This window comes from Solidesulfovibrio sp. C21, assembly GCF_047785625.1.
Classification (GTDB): Bacteria; Desulfobacterota; Desulfovibrionia; order Desulfovibrionales; family Desulfovibrionaceae; genus Solidesulfovibrio.
This window is the reverse complement of sequence record NZ_JBLODY010000009.1, coordinates 20,451-44,444: the sequence shown is the minus strand read 5'-3', so window position 1 is coordinate 44,444 and position 23,994 is coordinate 20,451. Positions and strand designations below refer to the sequence as shown.

At 64.3% G+C, this 23,994-nt stretch carries 22 protein-coding genes; 11 read left to right on the top strand and 11 right to left on the bottom strand.

What is annotated here, in order from left to right; all coding sequences use genetic code 11:
* The first annotated feature begins 64 nt into the window (after positions 1-64).
* The 6 genes from ACMZ6R_RS05010 (at position 65) to ACMZ6R_RS04985 (ending at position 6,905) form a co-directional block, all read left to right on the top strand.
* The gene (locus tag ACMZ6R_RS05010) at positions 65-733 is read left to right on the top strand and encodes a metallophosphoesterase (RefSeq protein ID WP_416109788.1); all 669 of its coding nucleotides are present in this window, start codon (positions 65-67) and stop codon (positions 731-733) included.
* Positions 734-829: 96 nt separating this feature from the next.
* Positions 830-2,584 (top strand): response regulator, encoded by a 1,755-nt coding sequence (locus tag ACMZ6R_RS05005; RefSeq protein WP_416109787.1) that lies wholly within the window; start codon positions 830-832, stop codon positions 2,582-2,584.
* Positions 2,581-3,345: an exodeoxyribonuclease III gene (locus tag ACMZ6R_RS05000; protein WP_416109786.1), complete on the top strand. Its 765-nt coding sequence runs from the start codon at positions 2,581-2,583 to the stop codon at positions 3,343-3,345. The genes ACMZ6R_RS05005 and ACMZ6R_RS05000 overlap by 4 nt, the downstream gene beginning before the upstream one ends.
* A gap of 99 nt (positions 3,346-3,444) precedes the next feature.
* On the top strand, positions 3,445-4,158 hold the full coding sequence (locus tag ACMZ6R_RS04995) for a carbonic anhydrase (protein WP_416109785.1): 714 nt from the start codon (positions 3,445-3,447) through the stop codon (positions 4,156-4,158).
* A 196-nt stretch (positions 4,159-4,354) separates the two neighbouring features.
* A complete protein-coding gene (locus ACMZ6R_RS04990; RefSeq protein WP_416109784.1) occupies positions 4,355-5,560 on the top strand; it encodes an SLC13 family permease in 1,206 nt (401 codons plus the stop codon).
* 46 nt (positions 5,561-5,606) lie between these two features.
* Complete coding sequence (locus tag ACMZ6R_RS04985; RefSeq protein WP_416109783.1) at positions 5,607-6,905, top strand: diaminopimelate decarboxylase; 1,299 nt, start codon at positions 5,607-5,609, stop codon at positions 6,903-6,905.
* Positions 6,906-6,947: 42 nt separating this feature from the next.
* Here ACMZ6R_RS04985 and ACMZ6R_RS04980 read toward each other — a convergent pair whose 3' ends face one another.
* Both ACMZ6R_RS04980 and ACMZ6R_RS04975 read right to left on the bottom strand, forming a co-directional pair.
* Positions 6,948-7,781, bottom strand: coding sequence for a tetratricopeptide repeat protein (locus ACMZ6R_RS04980; protein WP_416109782.1), 834 nt, complete (start codon positions 7,779-7,781; stop codon positions 6,948-6,950).
* A 13-nt stretch (positions 7,782-7,794) separates the two neighbouring features.
* Positions 7,795-8,397, bottom strand: a complete 603-nt coding sequence (locus tag ACMZ6R_RS04975) for a LysM peptidoglycan-binding domain-containing protein (protein ID WP_416109781.1) — start codon at positions 8,395-8,397, stop codon at positions 7,795-7,797.
* A 245-nt stretch (positions 8,398-8,642) separates the two neighbouring features.
* Between ACMZ6R_RS04975 and ACMZ6R_RS04970 the strand changes: the two genes are divergently transcribed.
* Entirely contained in the window at positions 8,643-9,674 is a 1,032-nt protein-coding gene (locus ACMZ6R_RS04970) for an alpha-hydroxy-acid oxidizing protein (RefSeq protein ID WP_416109780.1), read from the top strand.
* Between the two features lie 104 nt (positions 9,675-9,778).
* On the opposite strand, the gene ACMZ6R_RS04965 is transcribed toward ACMZ6R_RS04970, so the two are convergent.
* From ACMZ6R_RS04965 to ACMZ6R_RS04935, 7 genes are all read right to left on the bottom strand, one after another.
* Positions 9,779-10,042 carry an amphi-Trp domain-containing protein gene (locus tag ACMZ6R_RS04965; protein WP_416109779.1) on the bottom strand — a complete coding sequence of 88 codons (264 nt, stop codon included), beginning with the start codon at positions 10,040-10,042 and terminating at the stop codon, positions 9,779-9,781.
* Between the two features lie 157 nt (positions 10,043-10,199).
* Positions 10,200-10,736 carry a GDSL-type esterase/lipase family protein gene (locus ACMZ6R_RS04960; protein WP_416109778.1) on the bottom strand — a complete coding sequence of 179 codons (537 nt, stop codon included), beginning with the start codon at positions 10,734-10,736 and terminating at the stop codon, positions 10,200-10,202.
* 188 nt (positions 10,737-10,924) lie between these two features.
* A complete protein-coding gene (gene lysA, locus ACMZ6R_RS04955; protein ID WP_416109777.1) occupies positions 10,925-12,163 on the bottom strand; it encodes a diaminopimelate decarboxylase in 1,239 nt (412 codons plus the stop codon).
* A 3-nt stretch (positions 12,164-12,166) separates the two neighbouring features.
* The gene (gene mutS, locus ACMZ6R_RS04950; RefSeq protein ID WP_416109776.1) at positions 12,167-14,806 is read right to left on the bottom strand and encodes a DNA mismatch repair protein MutS; all 2,640 of its coding nucleotides are present in this window, start codon (positions 14,804-14,806) and stop codon (positions 12,167-12,169) included.
* A gap of 36 nt (positions 14,807-14,842) precedes the next feature.
* Positions 14,843-15,244 (bottom strand): LapA family protein, encoded by a 402-nt coding sequence (locus ACMZ6R_RS04945; protein WP_416109775.1) that lies wholly within the window; start codon positions 15,242-15,244, stop codon positions 14,843-14,845.
* 13 nt (positions 15,245-15,257) lie between these two features.
* Positions 15,258-15,758, bottom strand: a complete 501-nt coding sequence (locus ACMZ6R_RS04940) for an HIT family protein (RefSeq protein ID WP_416109774.1) — start codon at positions 15,756-15,758, stop codon at positions 15,258-15,260.
* A 22-nt stretch (positions 15,759-15,780) separates the two neighbouring features.
* Positions 15,781-16,251, bottom strand: coding sequence for a TIGR00725 family protein (locus ACMZ6R_RS04935; RefSeq protein WP_416109773.1), 471 nt, complete (start codon positions 16,249-16,251; stop codon positions 15,781-15,783).
* Between the two features lie 118 nt (positions 16,252-16,369).
* Between ACMZ6R_RS04935 and uvrC the strand changes: the two genes are divergently transcribed.
* The 3 genes from uvrC to ACMZ6R_RS04920 are packed head-to-tail and all read left to right on the top strand — an operon-like array spanning position 16,370 to position 19,208.
* Positions 16,370-18,250: an excinuclease ABC subunit UvrC gene (uvrC, locus tag ACMZ6R_RS04930; RefSeq protein WP_416109772.1), complete on the top strand. Its 1,881-nt coding sequence runs from the start codon at positions 16,370-16,372 to the stop codon at positions 18,248-18,250.
* Positions 18,251-18,304: 54 nt separating this feature from the next.
* A complete protein-coding gene (locus ACMZ6R_RS04925) occupies positions 18,305-18,994 on the top strand; it encodes a class I SAM-dependent methyltransferase (RefSeq protein ID WP_416109771.1) in 690 nt (229 codons plus the stop codon).
* 10 nt (positions 18,995-19,004) lie between these two features.
* Positions 19,005-19,208 carry a YwbE family protein gene (locus ACMZ6R_RS04920; protein ID WP_416109770.1) on the top strand — a complete coding sequence of 68 codons (204 nt, stop codon included), beginning with the start codon at positions 19,005-19,007 and terminating at the stop codon, positions 19,206-19,208.
* Between the two features lie 188 nt (positions 19,209-19,396).
* Here ACMZ6R_RS04920 and ettA read toward each other — a convergent pair whose 3' ends face one another.
* A complete protein-coding gene (gene ettA, locus ACMZ6R_RS04915) occupies positions 19,397-21,082 on the bottom strand; it encodes an energy-dependent translational throttle protein EttA (protein ID WP_416109769.1) in 1,686 nt (561 codons plus the stop codon).
* Between the two features lie 219 nt (positions 21,083-21,301).
* Positions 21,302-22,816 (bottom strand): 30S ribosomal protein S1, encoded by a 1,515-nt coding sequence (locus ACMZ6R_RS04910; protein WP_416109768.1) that lies wholly within the window; start codon positions 22,814-22,816, stop codon positions 21,302-21,304.
* Positions 22,817-22,952: 136 nt separating this feature from the next.
* On the opposite strand from ACMZ6R_RS04910, the gene ACMZ6R_RS04905 reads away from it, so the two are divergent.
* Positions 22,953-23,990, top strand: coding sequence for a metal-dependent hydrolase (locus ACMZ6R_RS04905; RefSeq protein WP_416109767.1), 1,038 nt, complete (start codon positions 22,953-22,955; stop codon positions 23,988-23,990).
* The last annotated feature ends 4 nt before the right edge of the window (positions 23,991-23,994 follow it).

The following is a 23,994-nucleotide window of genomic DNA, read 5'->3' as shown; positions in this document are numbered from 1 at the left end:
CATAGTAGCAGGGAGGTGGCGTCAGGGGAAGGGCGCGCCAGCGGTCGGAATCGAGGGAGAGGGCATGACCGAGGAAACGTTTTTCATCGGAATCGGGGATATACACGACGATATCGCGTCCCTTGCGCGCATACCCGACCTGGAGCGGGCGGCCGGGGTCGTTATCAGCGGCGATCTGACCATCAAGGGCACGGCCGCCGCGGCCAAGCCGGTCATCGCGGCCCTGAGGCGGCGCAATCCCGTCATCCTGGCCCAGATCGGCAACATGGACACCGCAAGCGTCGACGCCTACCTCACCGCCGAAGGCATCAATATCCACGCCACGGGCCGGGTCATGCCCCAGGGCGTGGGCTTTTTCGGCTGCGGCTGGTCCACGCCGACGCCCTTTCATACGCCAAGCGAGGCCGGCGAGGAGCGCATCGCCGACTGGCTTGCCGCCGCCCATGCCGTGGTCGCCCATTGCCCGCATCTGGTCATGGTCTGCCATACGCCGCCTTTCGGCACGGCCACGGACGTGGTCGGCTCGGGCAGCCATGTCGGGAGCAAGGCGGTGCGGGAATTTATCGAACGCACCCAGCCGGCCGTGTGCCTGACCGGGCATATCCACGAATCACGGGCGGTCGATGCCCTCGGCAAGACCGTCATCATCAACCCCGGAGCGCTTTCCGGCGGCGGCTATGCGCGTTTGGCCCTCGGTCCGGAGGGGATCGCGGCCAGCCTGCTGGCGTTTTGACTGCGGTGACGCGGCCGTTGCGTCCGGCCGTTTTCCAGGGGTGGGCCGACCGGCCGTTGCGGCGTCAACCGGAATGACGACGCCCGGGAGTCGTTGATGCGCGTCGTAAATATCATCGACATCGTCTTTTATCGGGCGTTTCTGTCCAAGATTTATCTGACGGCCGGCATCGAGTACGCTTTCGCCTTTCCCGAAGACGGTGAGGTTTCCCTTTCCTTGAGCAATCCCACGCCCGAGGCCGTCCTGATCCAGGACTCCTATATCAACTGCGACAGCGCCGCGCTGATCGAGCGTATCCGGGAGGTGGCCACCGCGGCGGGAAAACACATCCCCATCCTTTGCCTGCGCCCCTTCGACGTCGGAAGCGAAGACGACGTCGCCGCACCCGTTCCTGCCGGCCGGGACATCTATCCCGTCAACCGCATGAACTTGACCGACGTGTTGCGGGAGATCCAGGAACGGCCGCAGCAAGGCTTCTCGTCGCGCCGGTCGATCCTTTTTGTGGACGCCGGCAAGACGCTGCTCCACGTGGTGCACGCGGCACTCACTCCGGCCGGTTTTGGCGTGGTGGCCGCCCACAACGCCGAGCAGGCCCTGGCCTTTTGCCGCAAGCACGACTTCGAGCTCGTGCTCACAAGCGTGCTGTTGCCTGGCTTGTCCGGCCTCGATTTGTGCCGCCAGATCAAGGAGGACAACCCGGGGCGCTATCTGCCGGTCATCATCCTTTCCAGCAGCGACAGCAGTCTGGACATGGAAACGGCCTTCAATTGCGGAGCCGACGACTATCTGCTCAAGGCCTTCACCCCGGAGATGCTGGCGGCCAAGGTGTCGGAACATTTGGATCTGGTCGAGCGCAAACGCCACAACAAAATTCTGGTCGCCGACGACAACAAGCTTATCCGGGAGCTTTTGCGCCACAGCTTCATCAAGGGCGGGCATTGCGTGTTGACCGCCGACAACGGCTTAAGCGCCCTTAAGCTGGCCAAGGAACACCTGCCCGACGTGGTGGTCACCGACATCGAAATGCCGGAGATGGATGGCTACACGCTTTGCGAGAAGCTGCGCGACGAGCCGGACCTGCGCAACACCCTGGTCGTGATGATGAGCGGCCGCGATCGGCAAAGCGACATCCTGCGCGGCGAGCGCCTCGGCATCTCGCGCTATTTCGTCAAGCCCTTCGATGTCGAGAAAATGCAGCTCGTGGTGGAACAATTGCTGACCGAGAGCTACCGGCACATCAAAAAGGAACACGAGCACGTCCTGGCCAGCATGTCTGCCCTTATTACGGCCCTCGAGGCCCGCGACGAATACACCAAGGGCCATACGGCCCGCGTGTCGCGCATGGCCATGCGCCTGGGCCGGGCCATGGAGCTTGGCGACCGGGAGCTGCGGGAATTGGAGATCGCGGCCAATCTCCACGACATCGGCAAGATCGGCGTGCGCGACGCCGTGCTCCTGAAGCCCGGCAAGCTCACCCCCGAGGAATACGCCAAGATCCAGGAGCACGCCATTATTGGCGCGGAAATCCTGCGTCCCATCGTCTCGTTGACGCCGGTATTGCCGCTGATTCTCCTGCACCACGAGCGCTGGGACGGCCATGGCTATCCCACGGCCATCATGGGCGAGGACATCCCGCTGGGCGCGCGCGTCATCGCCATTGCCGACGCCTTCGACGCCATGACCACGGATCGACCCTACAGAAAAGGAATGCCACTTGCCAAAGCACTTGGCATCATTAAAAAAGAAGCCGGGCAGCAATTCTGTCCGACGTGTGCCAAGGCGTTTTTGGCCATGATGCATGACGGCGACGACATGCCCCAATCCGCTGAGGAGGTTGAGTTTACCACATGATCTTGATGAGTTGGAATGTAAATGGACTGCGGGCCGTGGTGCAGAAGAATTTCTGGGACTGGCTTTCGGGCTGTGGCGCGGATGTGGTCGGCATCCAGGAATCCAAGATCCAGCCCGGGCATGAAGCGGATTTCGGCGGCACGGACGTCTACCGTACGGTGTGGTCCAGCTCCACCGTCAAAAAAGGCTATTCCGGGGTGGGCTGTTTCTACCGCGTCGAGCCCCGCAACATCGGCCGGGAATTGCCGGATACGACCTACGTCGGGGAAGGCCGGCTGATCCAGATGGAATTCGAGGAGTTTTATTTCTTCAACGTCTATTTTCCCAATGGCGGGCGTGGTCCCGACCGTCTGGCCTACAAGCTCGGCTATTACGATGCCTTCCTGGCCCATGTCGAAACCTTGCGCCAGAAAAAGCCCATTGTGGTCTGCGGCGACTTCAACACCGCCCATACCGCCCTGGACCTCAAAAACGCCAAGTCCAACGAGAAGACGTCTGGTTTTTTGCCCGAGGAGCGCGCCTGGCTCGACCGTTTCGTCGCCGCCGGCTACGTGGACACCTTCCGCATGTTCGAGCCGGAAGGCGGGCACTATACCTGGTGGGACTATCGCTTCAAGGCGCGCGACCGCAACGTCGGGTGGCGCATCGATTATTTTTTCGTGTCCGAGGAACTGCGCGGCAAGGTGCGCCGGGCCTGGATCGACTCCGCCGTCATGGGCTCGGACCATTGTCCGGTGGGGCTCGAACTGGACGCCTCGTGACGCGGGTCCCCGCCAGGGGAACGCTTCGTTTTGTTTTGACCGCAAGCGTTTTTTCGCTATAACAAGACTCCGTATCTCTATTCCCCGGGAGGATATATGATGAAACGTGCGTTTGCCGCGTTTGCCGCGGCGGTGTTTGTGGCTGCGACCTGTGCCCTGGCCCTGGCCTCCTCGGCCGGCCCGGGGCTGACTTCGGACGAGGCCCTGGCCAAACTCAAGGAAGGCAATGACCGCTACGTGGCTAAGGCCAGCGTCGCGCCGCGCCGGGACGCCGCCCGGCGTCACGAGACCGCGACCGGCGGCCAGCATCCCTTTGCCACAGTGCTTTCCTGCTCCGATTCCCGCGTGCCGGTCGAGGTGGTCTTCGACCAGGGCGTGGGCGATATCTTCGCGGTGCGCGTGGCCGGCAACGTCGCCGCCACCGACGAGATCGGCACCATGGAATATGGGGCCGAGCACCTCGGCATACCGCTTATCGTGGTCATGGGGCACACCAAGTGCGGCGCGGTGTCGGCGGTGGTCAAAAACGAGCCGGTCACGGAAAATATCGGCAAGCTGGTGGCCCCCATCGTGCCGGCGGTCAAGGGCGTCAAGGCTCGTTTCGCCACGGCCGACACCGATGAGCTCATCGCAAAGTCCATCGAGGCCAACGTGTGGCAGGCCATAAGCGACATCTACGCCAAAAGCCCGCTGATCAAGAAGATGGCCGCTGCCGGCAAGGTGAAGGTCGTGGGCGCTCTTTACGACATCGATTCGGGCGAGGTGCACTGGCTCGGCGAACACCCCAACAACGCCATTCTACTGGGTAAGTAAGAAGAGCTGGGGGGAAACTTTTCTGAAGAAAAGTTTCCCCCCAGACCCCCTTTCAAAAGACTTTAACAGTATAATGTAAGGTCCTATCGGGTACCTATAGTACCATTATAAACTTTAGGAAGGGGAGAGCGCGAGAGGGGAGAACCCTTTTTAAAGGGTTTCCCCTCTCGCACTTTCTTTTCACACCACATCATACATGCGGGTCGTTGTTGTTTGTGTTTTTCTGCTGGTCTATGCCGCCATGGCCTTGGGCCGGCTGCCGGGATTGGCCTTGGACCGTTGCGGCGCGGCCGTGCTCGGGGCCATCGTGCTGGTCGCAAGCGGGCTTATGCCGGTCCAGGCGGCCTGGAACGCGGCCGACGTGCCGACCTTGGCCCTGCTGTTCGGTCTCATGGTCGTCTCCGCCCAGTTGCGCCTTGGCGGCTTCTACACGGCCGTCAGCCGTTCCCTGGTCACCGCCGCCGCCTCCCCGGTCGGGCTGCTCGCCCGGATCATGCTCGCCGTGGCCGTCCTTTCGGCGTTTCTGGCCAACGACATCGTCTGTCTGGCCATGGCCCCCATCGTAGTCGAGGCGACCCGGGGCCGGGGACTCAATCCGCTGCCGTACCTCATCGGGGTGGCCATGGCCGCCAACATCGGCTCGGCGGGCACCTTGATCGGCAACCCGCAAAACATGCTGCTCGGACAGGTCGCCCGCCTGTCCTTTTCCGGCTATGCGGCGGATGTCTGGCCCTGCGTGGCCGTTTCCCTGATCGTGGCCTGGGGCCTTACTGTGTGGGCCTGGCGGGGACGATTCGCCGGGCCGGTGATTTCCCTTCGCGTCGACGCTCCCGCCTGGAATCCGTGGCAGTCGGCCAAGGGGCTTGCCGCCCTGGCTGTCTGCCTGGCCGCCTTCGTCTGGGGCGGTGTGCCCCGCGAGAACGTGGCCCTGGCCTGCGCCGGGGCATTGCTTCTCAGCCGGCGCATGGCCTCCCGGGAGACGTTGGCGCTTGTCGACTGGCAGTTGCTGTTGCTTTTTCTCGGTCTGTTCGTGGTCAATAAAGAGGTGGCGGCGGCGGGATTTCTGGACGACCTGCACCGTGGGCTTCTGGCCTGGGGTATCGACTTGTCCCGCCCGGTCTGGCTCTATGCCGTCACCGCAGCGCTTTCCAATGTGGTCTCCAACGTGCCGGCGGTGATGCTCCTGCTGCCGGGGCACGACAGTCCGGGGCAGGCCACCCTGCTGGCCGTGTCGAGCACCCTGGCCGGCAACCTGCTGTTGCCCGGGAGCATCGCCAACCTGATTGTGGCCGGCCAGGCCGAAGGGCTCGGGGTGCGCCTGGGCTTTTGGGAACATGCCCGGGTGGGCGTTCCGGCGGCCCTTCTCGGATTGGCCGCCTCGGGCTGGTGGCTGCTGCGCTAGCTTGTAAACATGCGCCTCGCCGTGGCGAGGCTTTGGGGATTGCGGCATGGAAATGGTGGAAAAGGGGCTCGCCGCCGGCATGATCCGGGAGGCGGACACCGCCGTGGTGTTTCACGACCTGGATAGGCTGGAACGTCGGCTGGGCGAGGTGACGGCGGCCTTTGGCCCGGACGCCCTGGCCGCTGCGGCGGTCAAGGCCAACCCGCTGCCGCCGGTCTTGGCCTTTCTGGCCGGGCTTGGGGCTGGGGCCGAGGCAGCATCCCTGCCGGAGGTCGAGCTCGCCCTGGACGCCGGTTTCCCGGCCGGGCGCATCGTGTTCGATTCCCCGGCCAAGACGCTTGAGGAACTGCGCTTCGCCGTCTCCCTGGGCCTTGCCGTCAATGCCGACAATCTGGACGAAGTGGAGCGGTTGGGGACGCTCGGAGCTTCCCTTGGCCGCGCGCCCCGGGCCGGGCTTCGCGTCAACCCCCAGGTGGGTCTTGGCCGCATCAAGGCGACCAGCGTGGCCGGGGTCTATTCGAAATTCGGCGTGCCCCTGGCCGACCGCGAGGCCATTTTGGCCGCCTTCGCGCGCCACCCCTGGCTGGAAGGGCTCCATGTGCATATCGGCTCCCAGGGCTGTTCGCTGGATATGCTGGTGGCCGGGGTGGGCGCGATCTACGACCTGGCCTTGGAAATAAACGCCAGGCTGGAGACGCGCCGGGTGCGCCGCTTCGACCTCGGCGGCGGTCTGCCCGTGGCCTACTGCGATACAGACGATCCGCCGACGCCAGGCGTGTATGCGGCGGCGCTGGCCGAAAGGTGCCCGGGACTTTTTTCGGGGCAGTTCGGCCTGGTCACGGAATTCGGCCGCTTTCTCCACGCGCCCTGCGGCCTGGCCGTCAGCCGCGTGGAGTACGTCAAGCGCCAGCCCGGGCACAACACGGCCGTGCTGCACCTTGGCGCGGACATGTTCGTGCGCGAATGCTACAACCCGGATCTCTGGACCCATGGCGTGACGCTTCTCTCCCCGGACGGTCGGGACAAAGGCGGGGCGTGCGGCACGTGGCATCTGGCCGGGCCGCTGTGCTTTTCAGGGGATTTTCCGGTTTGGCAGGCGAAGCTGCCGGACGTGGCGCCCGGCGATCTCGTGGCGATCCATGACGTCGGGGCCTACACCCTGGCCATGTGGTCGCGCTACAACAGCCGGCAGATGCCCCGGATACTGGGCTATCGCCAAGGGGCTTTTCGCGTGCTGCGGGAGCGCGAGGAGCCGGAGGACCTGGTGCGGTTTTGGCAGGGCCGGTCGGGGCAGGCAGGCCCAGCGGCCGGGGAGGGGGACGGTCGAGGCCCGCAGGGGGCGTAGCGTCCGTCCCTGCGGGCCTTGACCCATCGGCGTGGCCTGTGGCTACTTGCAGTGGCCTTCGGCCTTGTAGCTCTTGTAGAATTCGCAGTCGCCCAGATCGCAGGCCTTTTTGTAGTCCGCGCAGGCCCGACCCTCGTTGCCGAGACGTTCGTAGGCATAGCCCCGGTTGGTGAAATAGGCGGGGTCGGTCGTTTTCATGGAGATGGCCCGGTCGTAATCGGGCAGGGCGTCCTTGAGCCGACCCATGTTGCTTAAGATGTTGGCGCGGTTATTGAAAAGGTTCGAGTTGGAGGGGTCGGCTTCCACCGCCTCGTTGATCATGGTGAGTGCGGTCTGCTGGTTGCCGGCGGAAGCGGCCTTGGCTGCCATGGCGGCCAGGGAGGCGGCGGAGGCCGGATCGCGGGCCGGGGCCTTTTTTTCGGGCTGCGCCTTGGGCTGCGCTGCCGGCAGGGACGGGGCCGGCGGGGGGGGCAGAGTGGCCTGGGGCGATTGGGGCTGCGCCGGGGGATTTGCGGCCTGTTGGGGCGCGCTGGTCGCCGGAGCGGATGCCTTGGCCGGCGCTTGGCCCGGCTTATTTTGCCACAAACCGCCGCGCGGTTCGGGCGAGGGCCGCCGTACGGGATCGGGGATGGGCAGGGGCTCGTCGTCGGTTCTGGCCGGTTGGACGGCAACTGCGGCCGCATTGCGCTCGTTTTGTTCCTGGCGCTGCTGCTCCTCGGTATGCATGACCGGTTCGGCCTGACGCATCTTTTCCAGACGCCGCTGGAGGATTTCCTCCCTGGTCAGGGCGCCTGCCGCCCCGGCCACGGCCAGCAGCACAAAGGTTGTCACAACGATTCGCAGCACTCGCAGCATGATCTTGATCCTGTCGTTCATCGGCCGTCTGCAGTTACTGGCGGGGCGGAATGGTCAGCGTCTGTCCGTCGCGCAGGGTGTCCGGATTCATGCTGCCGTTGGCCCGCACGATGTCCTCCACCGTCACACCGAAGGTATGGGCGATGCGCGTCAAGGTATCCCCGCGCTGCACGGTATACTGCGTCGGTTCGGTCCTGGCGGCGTCCGTCCGGGACTTTTGCTCCTTGGCTTCCTTTTTTCCCTTTTCGGGCTTGGGCTTGGCCTTTTGCTCGAGGCCGGGGGCCGGGATTTCGATGACGTCCTCGCCCTTGAGCGGCGTGGCCGACGGCTCGGAAACGCCGGGGCGCGCCTGCCCCTTGGGCGCGGCCGGGGTCCCGGCGGCCTTCTTGCCGGCGACGGTCGCATCGCCCTTCAGGAAGGCCTTGTATTCCGCTTCGGACAGGCCGCCGCTGCCGTCGGCATCCAGCTTGGAAAAGACATCCGGGGTGACGTCGGGGAAGACGAACAGCAATTCCTCGTAGGAGATCGTGCCGTTTCTATCATGATCGACATTGCGGAAGGAATCCTTGTCCCCTCCGGAGCAGGCGCAAAGCCCAATGCAAAATGCAAACGCCGCACAGGCGATAGTCGGCCGCATAGGCTCCTCGTTTCTGGCTTTGAAAAAGCGGCGAAATCGCCGCATTCGCAGGTGGCGCTTACCATGGGGACAAAGGCCAAGTCACGTGAAAAAACCACCGTGCCCGACCGGACGCCACGGGGAATTGCCTGTCCGTGCAATGGTTCCGGGAGGGCTTGCCGCCGCATGTCCCCCCGGGGTAGGACGGCTTCTGACCGAACCGCCGGGCGCGGTCGGCACTATTTTTTTGCCATGGGAGGCGCACGATGGATCTGACCACGCTTCGTACAAAAGCCAGGGAAGCACTCAAGGGATTTTGCCGGGTGTGTCCGGTCTGCGACGGCCGGGCCTGTGCCGGCGAGGCCCCGGGCATGGGGGGGATGGCCACGGCTTCGTCCTTCAAGGCCAACCTGGCCGCCCTGTCCGGTTATCGCCTTAATATGCGCACGTTGCACGAGGTGAAAACCGCCGACACCTCCGTCACGCTTTTCGGGCGCGAACTCTCCATGCCCGTACTGGCCGCCCCCATGACCGGCGTGCTCTACAACATGGGCGGCAAGCTCTCCGAGGAAGCGTTTATCCGCATGATCATCGAGGGGGCCGACGCCGCCGGGACGCTCGGGGCCTGCGGCGACGGGGCCGATCCGGCCTTCTTCGGCAGCGGCCTTGCCGCCATCCGCGACCAGGGTGGCCGGGGCATCCCGTTTATCAAGCCGCGCGACCAGGAGGCGGTCAAGGAGATGCTCGACCGGGCCGCGGATGCCGGGGCCGTGGCCGCCGGCATGGACGTGGACGGCGCGGGACTGCTGGTCATGGCGCTTAAGGGCCAGCCCGTTTCCCCGAAATCCCCAGCGGAGCTGCGCGAACTGATCGGGGCCGCCAAGCTCCCCTTTATCGTCAAGGGCATCATGACCCCGGACGAGGCGCTTGTCGCCTTCGACGCCGGTGCGGCCGGCATTGTGGTCTCCAACCATGGCGGCCGGGTGCTCGACCATACCCCGGGCGCGGCCGAGGTGCTGCCGGCCATTGCCCGGGCGGTCAAGGGCCGGGGTCTGATCTTGGCCGACGGCGGCGTGCGCACCGGGCCCGACGTGCTCAAGTACCTCGCCTTGGGGGCCGACGCGGTGCTGCTCGGCCGACCGCTGGTGGTCGGCGCGTTCGGCGGCGGGGCCGAGGGCGTGAGCTTTTTGCTGAACAAAATCAAGGCCGAGCTCACTGCGGCCATGCTGCTGACCGGCACGGCTTCGGTCCGCGCGGTCTCGCCGCACATCCTGAACCCCCAGCCGATCTGCGGTTAGGAGGAAAACGCTGGGGGGAAACATCGTCTTCCGAAAAGTTTCCCCCCTGGCCGCTTTTTCCAAGGCTTCCGCTCTCGCGCGGTCCTTGCAACAGGCCTTACGCCCTAGTCCAGAGAGGGCTTTTCTTCCTCTTCCTTCCAGGCCAGCTCGATGGAGAGTTTGCGCTTGGACTTGCCGGGTTTGACCTTCTCCTTGAACTCGATTTCCAGATTGGCCAGAAGCGGCAGGTCGATGCAGACCGGGCCGTTTTCGCCGTTGCCGACGAGTTTGCGCTGGCGCAGGCCGTCCACGATTTTTTCCAGAACGACGGCGGCGTCATAGGTCAGAAGCTTCTCATCGCAATGGAACAGATTGGATTTGTCGCTCATGGTGATCTCCTTTGGGAATCCGTGAAGCATGTCGGAGGTTTTGAAATCCCTATACGCATCCCGACTGGGTTTGTCATGACGAGTGCGCGAAAAAACAGTCGCGCTTGGAAGACGCCGCGTCAGACGGGCAGGCAATCGCAGGTCCCGGGGGGCTGGGTCACATCCGGCTGACGATGAGCTTTTTCCAGAGGGAATAGGCGTTTTTCGTCAGGTGGATGCCGTCCCTGGTGAAATTGGGGCCGAGCTTGCCGTCGTCGGCCACAAAGGAGTCGTAGAGATCGATATAGCGCACGAAATGGTTCTGCCGGTCGCACAGTTCCCTGAGCCGGGTATTGGTGGCGATGATGTCGGCGTTATCGATGTCTTGGCGGCGGGTGGGCAGGATGCTTTGCACGTAGATGTGCGTGTAGGGCGAGATTTCCTGTATCTTGCTGATGATTTTTTCGTAGTTGTCGATGATGCGGTTCTGGGCCTGTATTTCATTGATGCCGATCATTAAAAAAAGCTTGTGCGGCTTTTGGGCGGCAATGGGCTCGATGCGCTTTAAAATGTCGCCGCTGGTGCAGGAGTCGACGCCGTTGATGTAGACCTTCTGGGGCTGGTCGAAGAGATTGTTGATTTCCCAGCCCTTGGTGATGCTGTCGCCGCAAAAGACGATCTGCATGGCCAAAAGCACGGGCAGGGCGGCATGCACGGCGTACTCCTCCGGACGATGGTCGTTTCTCGGGCATTTGAAAAAGGGGGGCGTCGATGCGGCTTCCCCACAGAAGCAGAGGATAATGATGCGGTCCTCCCCGGTCAAGGAGGCTCTGGCGGACTTCCCGGACGTCTCCGCCCACGGGGGAGACGCCCGGGAATGTCGGGAAAAGGGAGGAAGTTGGCTTAGCGTTCGAGGGCGATCAGGTCTTCGTAGGTCTCGCGGCGACGGGCCAGGGTCACCGTGTCGCCGTCCACCAGCACCTCGGCCGCGCGGGGGCGGGAGTTGTAGTTGGAGGACATGGTGAAGCCATAGGCGCCGGCCGAGTAGACGGCCAGGTATTCGCCCGGGGCCACAGACGGCAGTTCCCGATCCCGGGCCAGGAAATCGCCGGATTCGCAGATGGGGCCGACCACGTCGACATTGAGCATCTCGCGCTCGGCCGGGCGCACCTCGCGGATGGCGTGGTAGGAATCGTAGAGCGAGGGCCGGATGAGGTCGTTCATGGCCGCGTCCACGATAACGAAATCCTTGCTCGGTGTTTTTTTGGTGTACACGACCTCGGTGACCAGGATGCCGGCATTGCCGACGATGACCCGGCCCGGCTCGAGGATGAGCGTCAGCGGCAGATCGCCCAGGGCCTTGGTGAGCGCCTGGCCGAACTCGTGGGGGTGGGGCGGCTCCTCCTCGTTGTACTGGATGCCGAGCCCGCCGCCGAGATCGAGGTAGCGGAGGGGGACGCCCATGGTGACGAGTTTTTCACGGAAAGCCAGTATCTTGTCCAGGGCTTCGAGGAAGGGATCGATGGAGGTGAGCTGGGAACCGATGTGGCAGTCGATGCCGACCGGCGTCACGCCCGGCAGTTCCATGGCCCGGCCGTAAGCGGCCAGGGATGTTTCCATGTCCAGGCCGAACTTGTTCTTTTTGAGCCCCGTGGAAATATAGGGATGGGTCTTGGGGTCCACGTCGGGATTGATGCGCAGGCTGACGCTGGCTTTTTTGCCCAGCCGCGAGGCGATGGCGCTGATGCGTTCGAGTTCGCCCATGGATTCGACGTTGAACATGAGGATGCCGGCGCCAAGCGCCTCCTCGATTTCGCTCCCCCGCTTGCCCACGCCCGAATAGACGATCTTGGCCGGGTCGATGCCGGCGGTAAGCGCCCGGTAGAGCTCCCCCCCCGACACGATGTCCACGCCGGCGCCCATGGCCCCGAGGGTGCGCAGCACGGCCAGGTTGGAATTGGCCTTGACCGAGAAGCAGGTGAGGTGCGGCAGGCCGTCGAAGGCGGAATCGAAGGCTTCGAAATGGCGACGCAGGGTGGCGGCACTATAGATGTAAAGCGGCGTGCCGTAGGCGGCGACAAGGGTCGAGACCGGCACGTCCTCGGCGTAAAGTTCGCCGCCACGGTACTGGAAATGATGCATGGGTCAGTCTCCTTGGGAAGCATTGCCGCCAAAACGGGTTTTCCAGTCGGTCAGCAGGGTGAGTGCTTCAAGCGGCGTAATCCGGTCTAGTTCGAGCCGGGAGAGTTCGTCAAGAAGCGGGGAAACCGCGGCCTCAGGGGCCGTATCGGGCGTGGGAGCCGGAGCGGTGAAAAGCCCGGGCAGGATGGGTTGGCCCCGTTCGCGGTTGCCCCGCGCGGCATGGGCCGGGTCGCGGCTGCGCTCCAGTTCCTCGAGCAACTGCCGGGCGCGGCGCACCACGTTTCGGGGCACGCCGGCCAGTCTGGCCACCTCGACCCCGTAGCTGCGGTCGGCCGGGCCGGGCAGAAGCCGCCGCAAAAAGACGATGTCGCCCTTCCATTCCTTGACCGCGATGTTGGCGTTTCGAAGGCGCGGCAGCCTGCCTTCCAGAGCGGTCAGCTCGTGGTAATGGGTGGCGAAAAGGGTGCGCACCCCCTGGCCGTCGTCACGGCCGCACAGATCCTCGACCACGGCCCAGGCCAGGGCCAGACCGTCGAACGTGGCCGTGCCCCGGCCGATCTCGTCCAGGATGACGAGGCTTCGCCGGCCGGCCTGACGCAGGATGCGGGCCGTCTCCATCATCTCCACCATGAAGGTGGACTGGCCCTGGGCCAGGTTGTCCGAGGCCCCAACCCGGCAAAACACCCGGTCGACCAGCCCGATTTCGGCCTTGGTGGCCGGCACGAAGGAGCCGATCTGGGCCAGCAGGGCGATGATGGCGGTCTGGCGCAACACCGTGGATTTGCCGGCCATGTTGGGGCCGGTGATGAGCAGCACCCGCGTGGCGTCGTCGAGGGTCACGTCGTTGGGAATGTAGTTGCCGACGCCCTGCACGGCCTCGATGACCGGATGGCGGCCGGCCCGGATGCGGATGTCCAGGTCCTGTCGCAATTCGGGCCGCGTCCAGTCGTTGACGACCGCAGCCTCGGCCAATCCCTGCCAGACGTCGAGTCTGGCCACGCGGGCGGCCGTGTCCATAATGCGGTCGCGAAGGGCGGCAATGTGGTCGCGCAGGGCGACGAAAAGATTGTATTCGAGGGTCTTGCGCTTTTCCCCGGCCGCCATGAGCTTTTCCTCGAGCTCCTTGAGCCGTGGGGTGACGTAGCGCTCGCAGTTGGCCAGGGTCTGGCGGCGCTCGAAATGCTCGGGCGGGTAGCCGGCGGATTTGGACAGTTCGAAATAGTAGCCGAAAACCCGGTTGTAGCCGAGCTTGAGCTTCGGGAGCTTGCAGCCTTCCCGCTCCTCGGCCAGCAGCTGGCGGATGCGCTCCTCGCCGTGCTCGGTCAACTCCATCAGCTCGTCGAGGTCGGGGTTGTAGCCGGGCTTGAAAAGCCCGCCCTCGGTGACCAGCACCGGCGGCGAATCGACCAGGGCGCGTGAAAGCAGTTCGCAGGCGTCGTCCAGGTCGTCCCAGCCGGAAAGGAGGTCGGTTGCCGTCTTGGGCGCTTCGGCGGAAGCGGCCGCCAGGGCGCGCAGGCTCGGCAGGGCGGCAAGGGACTGGCGCAGGGCGGTGAAATCCCGTGGCGCGGCCCGGTTTAAAAAGATGCGCGTGGTCAGCCGCTCCAGGTCGTAGACGCCGCCGAGCGCCTCGCGAAGGGCCGTTCTGCGCGCTTCGTCCCCGACCAGCCAGGCCACCGCGTCCTGGGTCTCGAGGATGGGAGCGGGATCGAGCCAGGGCTGGCGCAGCCAGGATTCGAGCAGCCGCCCGCCCATGGGCGTGACGGTGCGGTCCAGGACATGCCACAGCGTGCCTTGGCCCTTGCGGCCGTCCAGGCGGCGGAAAATCTCCAGGTTGCGCTCGGTCACCTCGTCGATGAGCATGTGCCGGCCGAGGTTGACCGGCTTGAAGGGGGCCAGATGCCCGATGTCGCGCATCTGGTTGCTGGCGAGATAGGTAAGAAGCGCTCCCATGGCCCGCACGAGCTGGGGCTTGTCGCCGACGTCCAGGGCGGCCAGATCGGCCACGCCCTGGGCCTTAAGCACCTTGTCGCGGCCGCTGCTCAGATCGAAGTGGGGGCGCAGGGGAAAGCGGCTGATCTGCATGCCCTCGCGGGCGAAGTCGCGGGGCGGCTCCAGGCCGTCGGGCAGCAGCAGCTCCCGGGGGCCGATCTTGGCCGCCCATTGCCACAGGCGCGCGGCGTCGCGGGCGAAAAGGCCCGACCACTCGCCGGTGGAGAAATCGACCCAGGCGAGTCCGCCGGCCCGTTCGTCGGCGTCGAAGTAGAGGGCGGCCAGGAAGTTGTGTTCCTTGGCCCGCAGGTTGCCTTCCTCGACGGCCGTGCCCGGGGTGAGCACCCGGGTCACGGCCCGCTTGACCAGCCCCTTGGCCTGCTTGGGGTCCTCGATCTGGTCGCAGACCGCGACCTTGAACCCCTTTTCCAGCAGCTGGGTCAGATAGCCCTCGATGGCCTGGTGCGGTACCCCGCACATGGGAATGGGGCTTTCCGCCTCGCGATTGCGCGAGGTCAGGGTCAGCTGTAGTTCCCGGGCCGCCGTTTCGGCGTCCTCGAAAAACATCTCATAGAAATCCCCCATGCGGTAGAACAGCAACGCGCCGGGATGCTCTCCCTTGAGGTGCAGGTACTGTTCCAGCATGGGGGTCATTTTGATTTCCCCCACGGCGCAACGGGCGGCAACGCGCTAGGCGTCGTCCTTTTTCGCCGCGGCCGTGTCCTCGCTTGCGGGCATCGTCGTCGGGCTGGCGGTGGCGGCGGCGTAGTTGGGCGTCACGAGGGGAGAGGCCACGGTGGATTTCTTCTGGGCCAGCTGCTTTTCCATGGCGTTGACCTTGTTTTGCAGACTGCGCACCGAAGAGGCCAGTCGGACCTTCTCGGCCAGGAAATACAGGGTGCAAAAGAAGCCGCCGGCGACAAAGGACAGAAGGAGCACCACGTAGAAGGGAACCGCGGCCGTTTCGGCGTGGAGGCCGAAGACCTCGAGTTTAAGCAGCAAAGGGGTTTCCAATATGGCCGTGTTCTGCACGAAAAAGAGCATGCAGAAAAAGAAGAATGCAAGCAGGAAAAGCACCTTGATCACGCGCATGGAGGCCTCCTTGTCACGACGTAACGGTTGCGGGGTAATCCGTAAAATAAGGCAGAAGCCGGTCATAGGTGGAGAGCAGATGCTGCGGTACGACCCGCGTCTCCCCGAAAACGGCCATGAACGAGGAGTCGCCGTTCCAACGGGGCACCATCTGGAAATGCAGGTGGGCGGCAATGCCCGCTCCGGCCGCCGCGCCGAGGTTAAGCCCGATGTTGATGCCCTGAGGATGCATGGCTTCCTGCATCGCCTTCGTGCAGTAGGTCAGCCCCCGGGTCAGTTCCAGGGTCTCCTCGGGCGTCAGTTCGGTCAGGCAGCTCGCGTGGCGAAACGGCGTGACCATCAAGTGTCCGCAGTTGTAGGGGAACTTGTTCATGATCACGAACGTGTGCCGCCCTCTGGCCAGCACCAGCCGTTCCCTGTCCTCGTCTCGGTTCTCGGGCAGGCAGAACACGCAGGCGTCCGGCTTGGGTCCGAGAATGTAGTCCATGCGCCAAGGCGCCCACAAAACTTCCATACGTACCATTTTCTCCGAAAATTCAAGCAACGCCGAGCAGGGAAGCGGTCAACGCGGCAGCTTCCTCGGGCGTGGCGGCGGGCCGGACACCGGAAAGGGCCGCGTGGTGCCCGATGGCCACCACCGGGCGGCCGATTTTGAGCGCCACGCCGATTTCCGACAGGGTCCCGGCCCCGCCGGAAACGGCTATCGCCGCTTCGCCGTTTTTGACCACCAACACGTTTCGCGCAATGCCAAGGCCGGTGACGATGGGCACGTCGACGTAGGGATTGGCCGCTGCCGGATCGTCGCCGGGCAGGATGCCGATGGTGCGTCCGCAGGCTTCGCGCGCGCCCTGGCAGACGGCGGTCATGACGCCGCCAAGTCCCCCGCATACGACGGTCCATCCCCGGCCGGCCAGAAGGGCGCCAAGACGCCGGGCCACCTCGGAGGTGGCCGCGTCGCACGTCCCCGCGCCGATGACCGAAATCCGCCTTTGCAACGCCGTGTCCATGTCCGCCTCGTCTTACACGCCTCTATCTCCAAGGGCAAGGGACCCTTAGCCGCAAGGCGACAAGTTGCGGCGAAGGGGGGCTTGAGTCCGGACGGCGACCGGACTAGAATTCTTTTCCATGTTCGATTTTGTACCTCAAAATTACCCAACGTCCCCGGGTGTTTACCTTATGAAGGGAGCCAAGGGGAAAATTCTCTACGTCGGCAAGGCCAAGAACCTGCGCGCCAGGCTCGGTTCCTATTTCCGGGGCGAGGCCGGCCACAGCCCCAAGACCATCGCCCTGGTCGCCCGCATCGCGGCGGTGGAAGTGCTGCTGACCGCCTCGGAAAAAGAGGCGCTGCTCCTGGAGTCGAGCCTTATAAAAAAGCACCGCCCGCGCTACAACGTGGTGCTCAAAGACGACAAGAACTACATCCTGTTCAAGCTCGACAAGCGGTCGCCCTATCCGCGTCTGGCCTTCACCCGGCGTGTGGTGCGCGACGGCGCGGCCTATTTCGGCCCGTTCACCTCGGCCGCCGCTGCCCGGACCACCTGGAAGGAGCTCGGCCGGGTGTTTGCCCTGCGCAAATGCGGCGACCGGACGCTTCAAAACCGCATCCGGCCCTGCCTGTACCATTTCATCGGCCAGTGTCTGGCGCCGTGCGTCAAGGCCGTGGACCCCGAAACGTACATGGCGCTGGTGCACCGGGTGGAGGCCTTTTTGACCGGCCGCTCGGCCGAGGTGCTGAAATCCGTGCAAAAGGAGATGGAACAGGCCTCCGAGCGGCTGGACTTCGAGGCGGCGGCCAGGCTTCGCGACCTGCTTTTCGCCATGCGGCGCACGGTGGAGGGGCAGGCGACCGTGCTGACGCGTCTGGTCGACATGGACGTGGCCGATTTTACCGTCACTGCCCTCGGCGTGGGGCTGTGCGTGCTTTTTGTGCGTCAGGGGCGGTTGCTCGACCGCAAGACGTTTTTCTTTCCGGGCATCGAGGCCGGGGAAGCCGTCGGTGCGGCCGGCAGCGCCCTGGTACAGTTCTACCGGCCCGAGAGCTTCATCCCGGCCCGGGTGGTGGTGCCGCCAAGCCTGGCCCCGCGGATGGCCGGCGTCTCCGTTGCGGATGACGCGCCCGGCGAGGCCGACGAAGGTGAAGAGACTTCGGGCGATGGGGCGGCCCTGGCCGAGATTCTGGCCGAGCGCCGGGGCGGGCCGGTGCGCCTGGGATCGCCGCGCGGGCGCGAGGAGCGAAAGCTCCTGGAGCTGGCCGGGGCCAATGCCCGGCGCGCTGCCGAGGAGGCGGTCAAGGCGGCCGAGCGCGACGTGCTGCCTTCCCTCGCGACCGCCTTTGGTTTGGTGGCGCTCAACCGCATCGAGGCCGTGGACGTCTCGCACCTGGGCGGCAAGGGCGTGCGGGTGGGTATGGTGGTTTTCGAGGAGGGGTCGCCCAAAAAAAGCGATTACCGGGCCTATGCCTTTCCGGAGCTTGAGGGCACGTCCGACGACTATCTGGCCCTGGCCTCCTTTGCCGCCAAACGGGCCGCTTCCGGGCCGCCGTGGCCGGACCTGCTCCTTGTCGACGGCGGCAAGGGCCAGCTTGAGGCAGTCCTTCGCGCCCTGACCGAGGCGGGAGCCGGCGGGGCCTTTGCCCTGGCGTCCATCGCCAAGGGCGACACGCGCAGCCAAAACGAGATGGGGGACGTCATCTACGTGCCGGGCCGCAAGAATCCGCTGGCGCTTCGGCCCGGATCGCCGGAACTGCTTTTTCTCCAGCGTGTGCGCGATGCGGTGCATGACTTTTCCATTGGCCGGCAGCGCTTGGCCAGGAACAAGACGGGACTCAAAAGCGCCGTGCTCGATCTCCCCGGAGTGGGGCCCAAGACGGCGCGAAAATTGTGGGAGGCGTTCGGCTCGGTTGCGGCCATGAAAGCGGCGAGCCCGGCCGATATCGCGGCCAAAGCCGGCCTTGGCCCCAAGCAGGCGGCCAAGGTTGCCGACAGCCTGTCCGGGCTTGCGGGTTGATTTGTGCGGACTTTCTGGTCTACCAAAGGGGAATCTTTTGTAATCGGAGCCCGCATGCCCCCCCTTCAGGAATTCTTGGCTCTGGCCGACGCCATCGCGCCGGAGCATCGCTACCGTACGGTGTACGACACGGATTTTCGTGTTCTCGTGCCAGGGAAAGAGCCCATCGATGCCGGAACCCTCGACGCTTTTTCGCGCATCGATTTCGCCGGCCGCACGGTGGTCGACCTCGGCTGCAATTTTGGTTTTTTCAGCTTTCAGGCCCGCCGGCTTGGCGCTTCCTCGGTGGTGGGTGTGGACCGGGAGCCCAGGGTGCTCGACGGCTGTTCGCTTTTAAAGGAACACTTTAACATCGACGGCGTGGCCTTCGAGTGCCACGACCTCGACGATCCGGCCTGCGCGCTGCTTGCGCGCACATTCGACATTGCCATGCTGGTGGAATTTATCGGCAAGACCTTTGTGATGCAAAACCGGGTGGCGCCGGCCCTGGCGTTCCTGGAGCGGCTTTCGGACCGGGAGTTGATCGTGTCGGTGCAGAAAATCTACTGGATTCGCAAGGAACTCGGCGCAACGCCCGGACGCCTGCGGGACATCTATCCGTCCCGATATATCGACGGCGGCGATTTCCGGCTCCTCGACTACGTGCGGGACTATCTCGCCCCGCGCTGGCGCATGGAAGCCCTTTCCCCCCTGGCCGACGGCTACGAGAAACCGCGCAAGTTTTTGCGCTTCGTGCCGGCGTAGGGGGCTCATCATGCCAGACGGCACCAAACGCGCCGACATCCGCCCGGGGCTGGCCGTGGCCATCGTGCTCAAAAAGGACCAGCGCACCGGGGCGCTGACCGAAGGCGTGGTCAAGGACATCCTGACCAAGTCCCCGTTTCATTCGCGCGGGATCAAGGTCCGCCTGACCGACGGACAGATCGGCCGCGTGCAGTTGATTCGGTCGCCTGCGTAGTTTTTTTGAAAGCGCGCCGGGGGAGAGCCTTTTTGAAAAAAGGTTCTCCCCCAGACCCCCTCTCCAAAAACTTCTCACGGTAACAACATCGTATCGCTACGGCCGCTACCTGTTAAAAAATTTCGGGAGGGGAGAGCGCGAGAGGGGCACCCCTTTTTAAAGGGGTGCCCCTCTCGCATCCTTCAGCCTCAGGCCCGGCTGAAATGCCGGTATTTGATGCGGTGGGGGATGTCGGCGTCGGCGCCGAGGCGCGCCTTGCGGTCGGCCTCGTATTCCGTGAAGTTGCCGTCGAAAAAGACCACCTGGCTTTCGCCATCGAAGGCCAGGATGTGGCTGGCCACGCGGTCGAGAAACCAGCGGTCGTGGCTGATGACCAGGGCCGAGCCGGCAAAGGACAGCAGCGCGTCTTCCAGGGCTCGCAGGGTATTGACGTCCAGGTCGTTGGTCGGTTCGTCGAGCAGCAGCACGTTGGCGCCGCTTTTGAGCATCAGCGCCAGGTGCAGCCGGTTCTTCTCGCCGCCGGAGAGCACCTTGACCTTCTTTTGCTGGTCCTGGCCGGTGAAGTTGAACCGGGCCACATAGGCGCGGGCGTTGACGTCCCGCGTGCCCAGCCGGATGGTGTCGTAGCCTTCGCCCACGGCCTCGAACACGGTCTTTTCCGGGTCGAGGCTTTCGCGGTTCTGGTCCACGTAGGCCAGCTGCACCGTCTCGCCGAGTTTGAAGGACCCGGCATCAGGCGTCTCCTGACCGGTAATGAGTTTGAACATGGTGGTCTTGCCCGCGCCGTTGGGGCCGATGATGCCGACAATGGCCCCGCGCGGCACGGTGAAGGTCAGGTTCTCGAAAAGCAGCTTGTCGTCGAATCCCTTGGCCACGCCCTCGGCCTCGATGACGTTTTTGCCCAGGCGCGGTCCGGGCGGAATGTAGATCTCCAGATCCTTGGCCAACCGGTCGGATTCCTGGGAAGCCAGGGATTCGTAGGCCGTGATGCGGGCCTTGGACTTGGCGTGGCGGCCGTGCGGGGACATGCGCACCCACTCGAGTTCGCGGGCCAGGGTCTTCTGGCGCTCGCTTTCCGACTTTTCCTCCTGGCGCAGCCGTTCCTGCTTTTGCTCCAGCCACGAGGAATAGTTGCCCTTCCAGGGAATGCCCCGGCCCCGATCGAGCTCCAGGATCCAGCCGGCCACGTTGTCCAGGAAATAACGGTCGTGGGTGACGGCGATGACCGTGCCCGGGTAGCCGTGCAGGAAATGCTCCATCCAGGCCACGGTTTCGGCGTCCAGGTGGTTGGTGGGCTCGTCGAGGAGCATGATGTCGGGTTTCTGGAGAAACAGCCGGCACAACGCCACGCGGCGACGCTCGCCGCCCGAGAGTACGGACACGGGCGTGTCCGGCGGCGGACAACGCAGGGCGTCCATGGCCATCTCCAGCCGGCTGTCGAGCTCCCAGGCGTCGCAGGCGTCGAGCTTTTCCTGGACTTCGCCCTGGCGCTCGATCAGCGCGTTCATGGCGTCATCGTCCATGGGCTCGGCAAAGGCGGCGTTGATGTCCTCGAATTCCTTTAAAAGCGCCACCGTTTCGGCCACGCCTTCCTCGACCACCTCACGCACCGTCTTTTGCACGTCCACCAGCGGGTCCTGCTCCAGGTAGCCGATGGTGTGCCCCGGGGTCAGGACGGTTTCGCCCTGGAAATCCTTGTCCACCCCGGCCAGAATTCTGAGCAGCGTGGATTTGCCCGCGCCGTTGAGCCCCAGCACCCCGATCTTGGCGCCGTAGAAATACGACAGCGAGATGTCCTTGATGATCGGCTTCTTGTCATGGAACTTGCTGACGCGGATCATCGAATAAATGATTTTATTAGGCTCAGCCGCCACGGGTCCTCCTGCGTGGAAAGTGGAAATATAAAAAGAGAATGCGAGAGGGGAAACCCTTTGAAAAGGGCAGTACCCCCTCTCGCGCTCTCCCTTTCCTCAACTTTTTAATGGGTAGCGGCCGTACGAGAATACGGCGTTATCGTTAGAAGTTTTTGGAAAGGGGGCCCGGGGGAGAACCTTTTTTCAAAAAGGTTCTCCCCCGGCGCGCTTTGAATTCCTTTATCCCTTCTTGCGGGACAGGGCTTCCTGGAGCTTTTCGCCAAGGAGGCCCAGGCCACCGCCGGAAATGCTGGCGGATTTTTCCTTTTTGTACTGCCGCCAGTCATCGTTCTCATGGTCGCCATGGCCACCACGGTGATCCCGCTTGAAATCCCGTTCCTTGGTGCCGCCGACCGGGGAGAGCGTCATCTTGCGCTTTTCCGTGTCGATCTCGGAGATGATGACCGGGACCGTGTCGCCGGACGTGACCTTTTCATAGGTCGCCGGCTCCAGGGCGTCGCGCAGCTTGGACGCCGGCAAAAGGCCGGTCACCCCGGGGGCCAGGTTGATGAAAAGGCCGTATTGCTGGCGGTTTTCCACGGTCCCCTCGACAGTCGCGCCCACGGTGAAGGTCTCGGGGACCTTTTCCCAGGGATCGCCGGCCGCTTCCTTGAGGCTTAGGGAAATGCGCCGCTTGGCCAGATCGATGTCCTTGATGGACACGGTGACGATGTCGCCCGGATTGACCACGTCGGACGGCTTGGCGATGCGGCGTGTGTGGCTCATCTCGCTGACGTGGACGAGTCCCTCGATGCCCGGGGCAAGTTCCACGAACGCGCCGAAATCGGCCAGCCGCGTCACTTTGCCGTCGACCTTGTCCCCGACGGCGAACTGTTCGCCCACGCTGTCCCAGGGATCCGGACCGGCCTGTTTGATGGAGAGCGAAATGCGGGGGCGGCCTTTCTTGTCGCGGTCAAACGACAGCACCTTGACCGTGGTGGCCTGGCCGAGGGACACGGCGTCCTCGGGCTTTTCGGCCCGGGACCAGGAAAGCTCGGACAGGTGCACCAGCCCTTCGAGCCCGGGCGCCACTTCGGCGAAGGCCCCGAAGGTGGCGAAGCGGGTGATCACAGCCGGGATGATGTCGCCGGGATTGACCGATTCCAGGAACCGCAATTCCGATTCGGCCCGTTCCTCTTCGAGCAGCTTGCGCCGGGAGACGACAATGTTGCGGCCGTCGCGCTCGAAGGTGGTTATGGCGAAATTGTAGGTCTGGCCGACATGGGCTTCGGGGTTTTCGGTGAAGGCGATGTCGATCTGACTGACCGGACAAAACGCCCTCTGGTGGAGAATTTCCACATCGAAGCCGCCCTTGCGCGAGGCCGTCACCTTGCCCTCGACGGGCACGCCCGCCTCGAACGCCGTCCGCAGCGCCTCGGCCCCGCCTTGTCCAGTCAAAGCCTTGGACAACAGGACTTCGTCGCCGCGCAGGGAAACGACGTACAGGGTCACGGATTCGCCTTCGCCGACGGTCAGCGCGCCTTCTTCGTCGAGAAATTCCGACTTGTCGGCCACTCCGTCGAGCTTGGTGCCGGTATCCACCACCACGGTGGTATCGGTGATGGTGATGATAGGTCCGGTGATACGGTCGCCAACGTTGATTTCGCCGCCGCATTCGGCCAAGGAGGCCTCCATGAGCGCGGCGAATTCGCCATCGGCCGGCATGTCCTTGGTGTCCGGCGTCTTGTCTGCCATGATCGCTCCGAAATAAAAGGGGATGATTTGGGCGCGAACGCGCCGGGGCGCACTGTAGCGCAGCGGCGCTCCTTGTCAAATGCGAAATCGGCCCTATTTTAGGAAAATTGACCGACAGGGCATTTTGGGAGGCTCCATGGACCCAGTTACCCACATCGCGGCCGGCGTGCTCATCGGGCAGGCCGCCAAGGACCGATTCCCGGCCGGGAGGGCGCTCGTGCCCCTGGCCGCGTTTGCCGCCTGGATGCCCGACATCGACAACGTGGTCACGCTTTTCGGCCCGGAAGCCTACATGCGCTACCACCGGGGGCTGACCCATTCGCTTCTCGGCGGCGCGGCCATGGCCTGGCTTTTGGCCTTTATCGTGGGCCGGTTCTGGCGCGAGGTCAACCTGGCGCGGCTCTTTGTCCTTTTTTACCTGTGCGTGCTGTCGCACCTTTTTCTCGACTGCATCACCACGTATGGCACGGGGATTTTTCAGCCGTTCTCCGATGTTCGCGTCTCCTTTCCCTCGGTCTTCATCATCGACCCGATCTACACCCTGACCCTGGTGGCGCTGGGAGTTTTCGGGGCGCTTCGTCCCATGGCCCGCAAGAAGCTGGCCACGGCCGGACTGGTCGTACTGCTGGCCTGGCCGGCGTTTGGCTTCGGCGTGGGCCGGTTCGTGGCCGCCCGGGCCCAGGCGCTTTTGGCCAGACAGGGAGATACGGTCGCGTCCGTCACCGTGCAGCCCGACGCCTTTGCCCCGCTGTGGTGGAAGGTCGTGGCCGACAAGGGGGATTCGTATCTGCTGACGGGGTTGACCCTGACCGCGCCGGATACCCTCTTGCCCGTGCGTCTTTTCCACAAGGCCGCCCGGGCCGAGCTCGAAGCCCTGGGCCGGCAGGCTCCGGTTTTTTCCGAGTACGTCTGGTTCACCGATTTTCCGGTCAAATTCGCGGACACCACCCAGCAAGGCTCCACCGTCACCTTCAAGGACCTGCGATTCATGGCCATAAATCCCCTGGTGGCCGAGGTGCGCGGTCCGGCCGTGCCCTTTACGCTCACGGCCTATCTCGATCCGGCCGGCAAGCTTTTGCGGGCGCTTTTTTCCCAGGTGGGCAAGGCCGAAGTGATTTTGCCCCTGTCCAAGCCCGGCAATTCCAACGAAACCATGGCGGCCGGCCGGGGCTGATCCG

What these genes read in the sequence shown, in the direction of transcription:
- ACMZ6R_RS04945 (WP_416109775.1), bottom strand. Translation starts at nt 15,244, where the DNA reads ATGCGCGTGATCAAGGTGCTTTTCCTGCTTGCATTCTTCTTTTTCTGC.
- ACMZ6R_RS04925 (WP_416109771.1), top strand. Translation starts at nt 18,305, where the DNA reads ATGCCCCCCCTTCAGGAATTCTTGGCTCTGGCCGACGCCATCGCGCCG.
- lysA (WP_416109777.1), bottom strand. Translation starts at nt 12,163, where the DNA reads ATGCATCATTTCCAGTACCGTGGCGGCGAACTTTACGCCGAGGACGTG.
- ACMZ6R_RS04935 (WP_416109773.1), bottom strand. Translation starts at nt 16,251, where the DNA reads ATGGACACGGCGTTGCAAAGGCGGATTTCGGTCATCGGCGCGGGGACG.
- ACMZ6R_RS04985 (WP_416109783.1), top strand. Translation starts at nt 5,607, where the DNA reads ATGGAAATGGTGGAAAAGGGGCTCGCCGCCGGCATGATCCGGGAGGCG.
- ACMZ6R_RS05010 (WP_416109788.1), top strand. Translation starts at nt 65, where the DNA reads ATGACCGAGGAAACGTTTTTCATCGGAATCGGGGATATACACGACGAT.
- ACMZ6R_RS04980 (WP_416109782.1), bottom strand. Translation starts at nt 7,781, where the DNA reads ATGAACGACAGGATCAAGATCATGCTGCGAGTGCTGCGAATCGTTGTG.
- ACMZ6R_RS04970 (WP_416109780.1), top strand. Translation starts at nt 8,643, where the DNA reads ATGGATCTGACCACGCTTCGTACAAAAGCCAGGGAAGCACTCAAGGGA.
- ACMZ6R_RS04965 (WP_416109779.1), bottom strand. Translation starts at nt 10,042, where the DNA reads ATGAGCGACAAATCCAATCTGTTCCATTGCGATGAGAAGCTTCTGACC.
- mutS (WP_416109776.1), bottom strand. Translation starts at nt 14,806, where the DNA reads ATGACCCCCATGCTGGAACAGTACCTGCACCTCAAGGGAGAGCATCCC.
- ACMZ6R_RS05000 (WP_416109786.1), top strand. Translation starts at nt 2,581, where the DNA reads ATGATCTTGATGAGTTGGAATGTAAATGGACTGCGGGCCGTGGTGCAG.
- ACMZ6R_RS04975 (WP_416109781.1), bottom strand. Translation starts at nt 8,397, where the DNA reads ATGCGGCCGACTATCGCCTGTGCGGCGTTTGCATTTTGCATTGGGCTT.
- ACMZ6R_RS04910 (WP_416109768.1), bottom strand. Translation starts at nt 22,816, where the DNA reads ATGGCAGACAAGACGCCGGACACCAAGGACATGCCGGCCGATGGCGAA.
- uvrC (WP_416109772.1), top strand. Translation starts at nt 16,370, where the DNA reads ATGTTCGATTTTGTACCTCAAAATTACCCAACGTCCCCGGGTGTTTAC.
- ACMZ6R_RS05005 (WP_416109787.1), top strand. Translation starts at nt 830, where the DNA reads ATGCGCGTCGTAAATATCATCGACATCGTCTTTTATCGGGCGTTTCTG.
- ACMZ6R_RS04995 (WP_416109785.1), top strand. Translation starts at nt 3,445, where the DNA reads ATGAAACGTGCGTTTGCCGCGTTTGCCGCGGCGGTGTTTGTGGCTGCG.
- ACMZ6R_RS04940 (WP_416109774.1), bottom strand. Translation starts at nt 15,758, where the DNA reads ATGGAAGTTTTGTGGGCGCCTTGGCGCATGGACTACATTCTCGGACCC.
- ACMZ6R_RS04920 (WP_416109770.1), top strand. Translation starts at nt 19,005, where the DNA reads ATGCCAGACGGCACCAAACGCGCCGACATCCGCCCGGGGCTGGCCGTG.
- ACMZ6R_RS04990 (WP_416109784.1), top strand. Translation starts at nt 4,355, where the DNA reads ATGCGGGTCGTTGTTGTTTGTGTTTTTCTGCTGGTCTATGCCGCCATG.
- ACMZ6R_RS04905 (WP_416109767.1), top strand. Translation starts at nt 22,953, where the DNA reads ATGGACCCAGTTACCCACATCGCGGCCGGCGTGCTCATCGGGCAGGCC.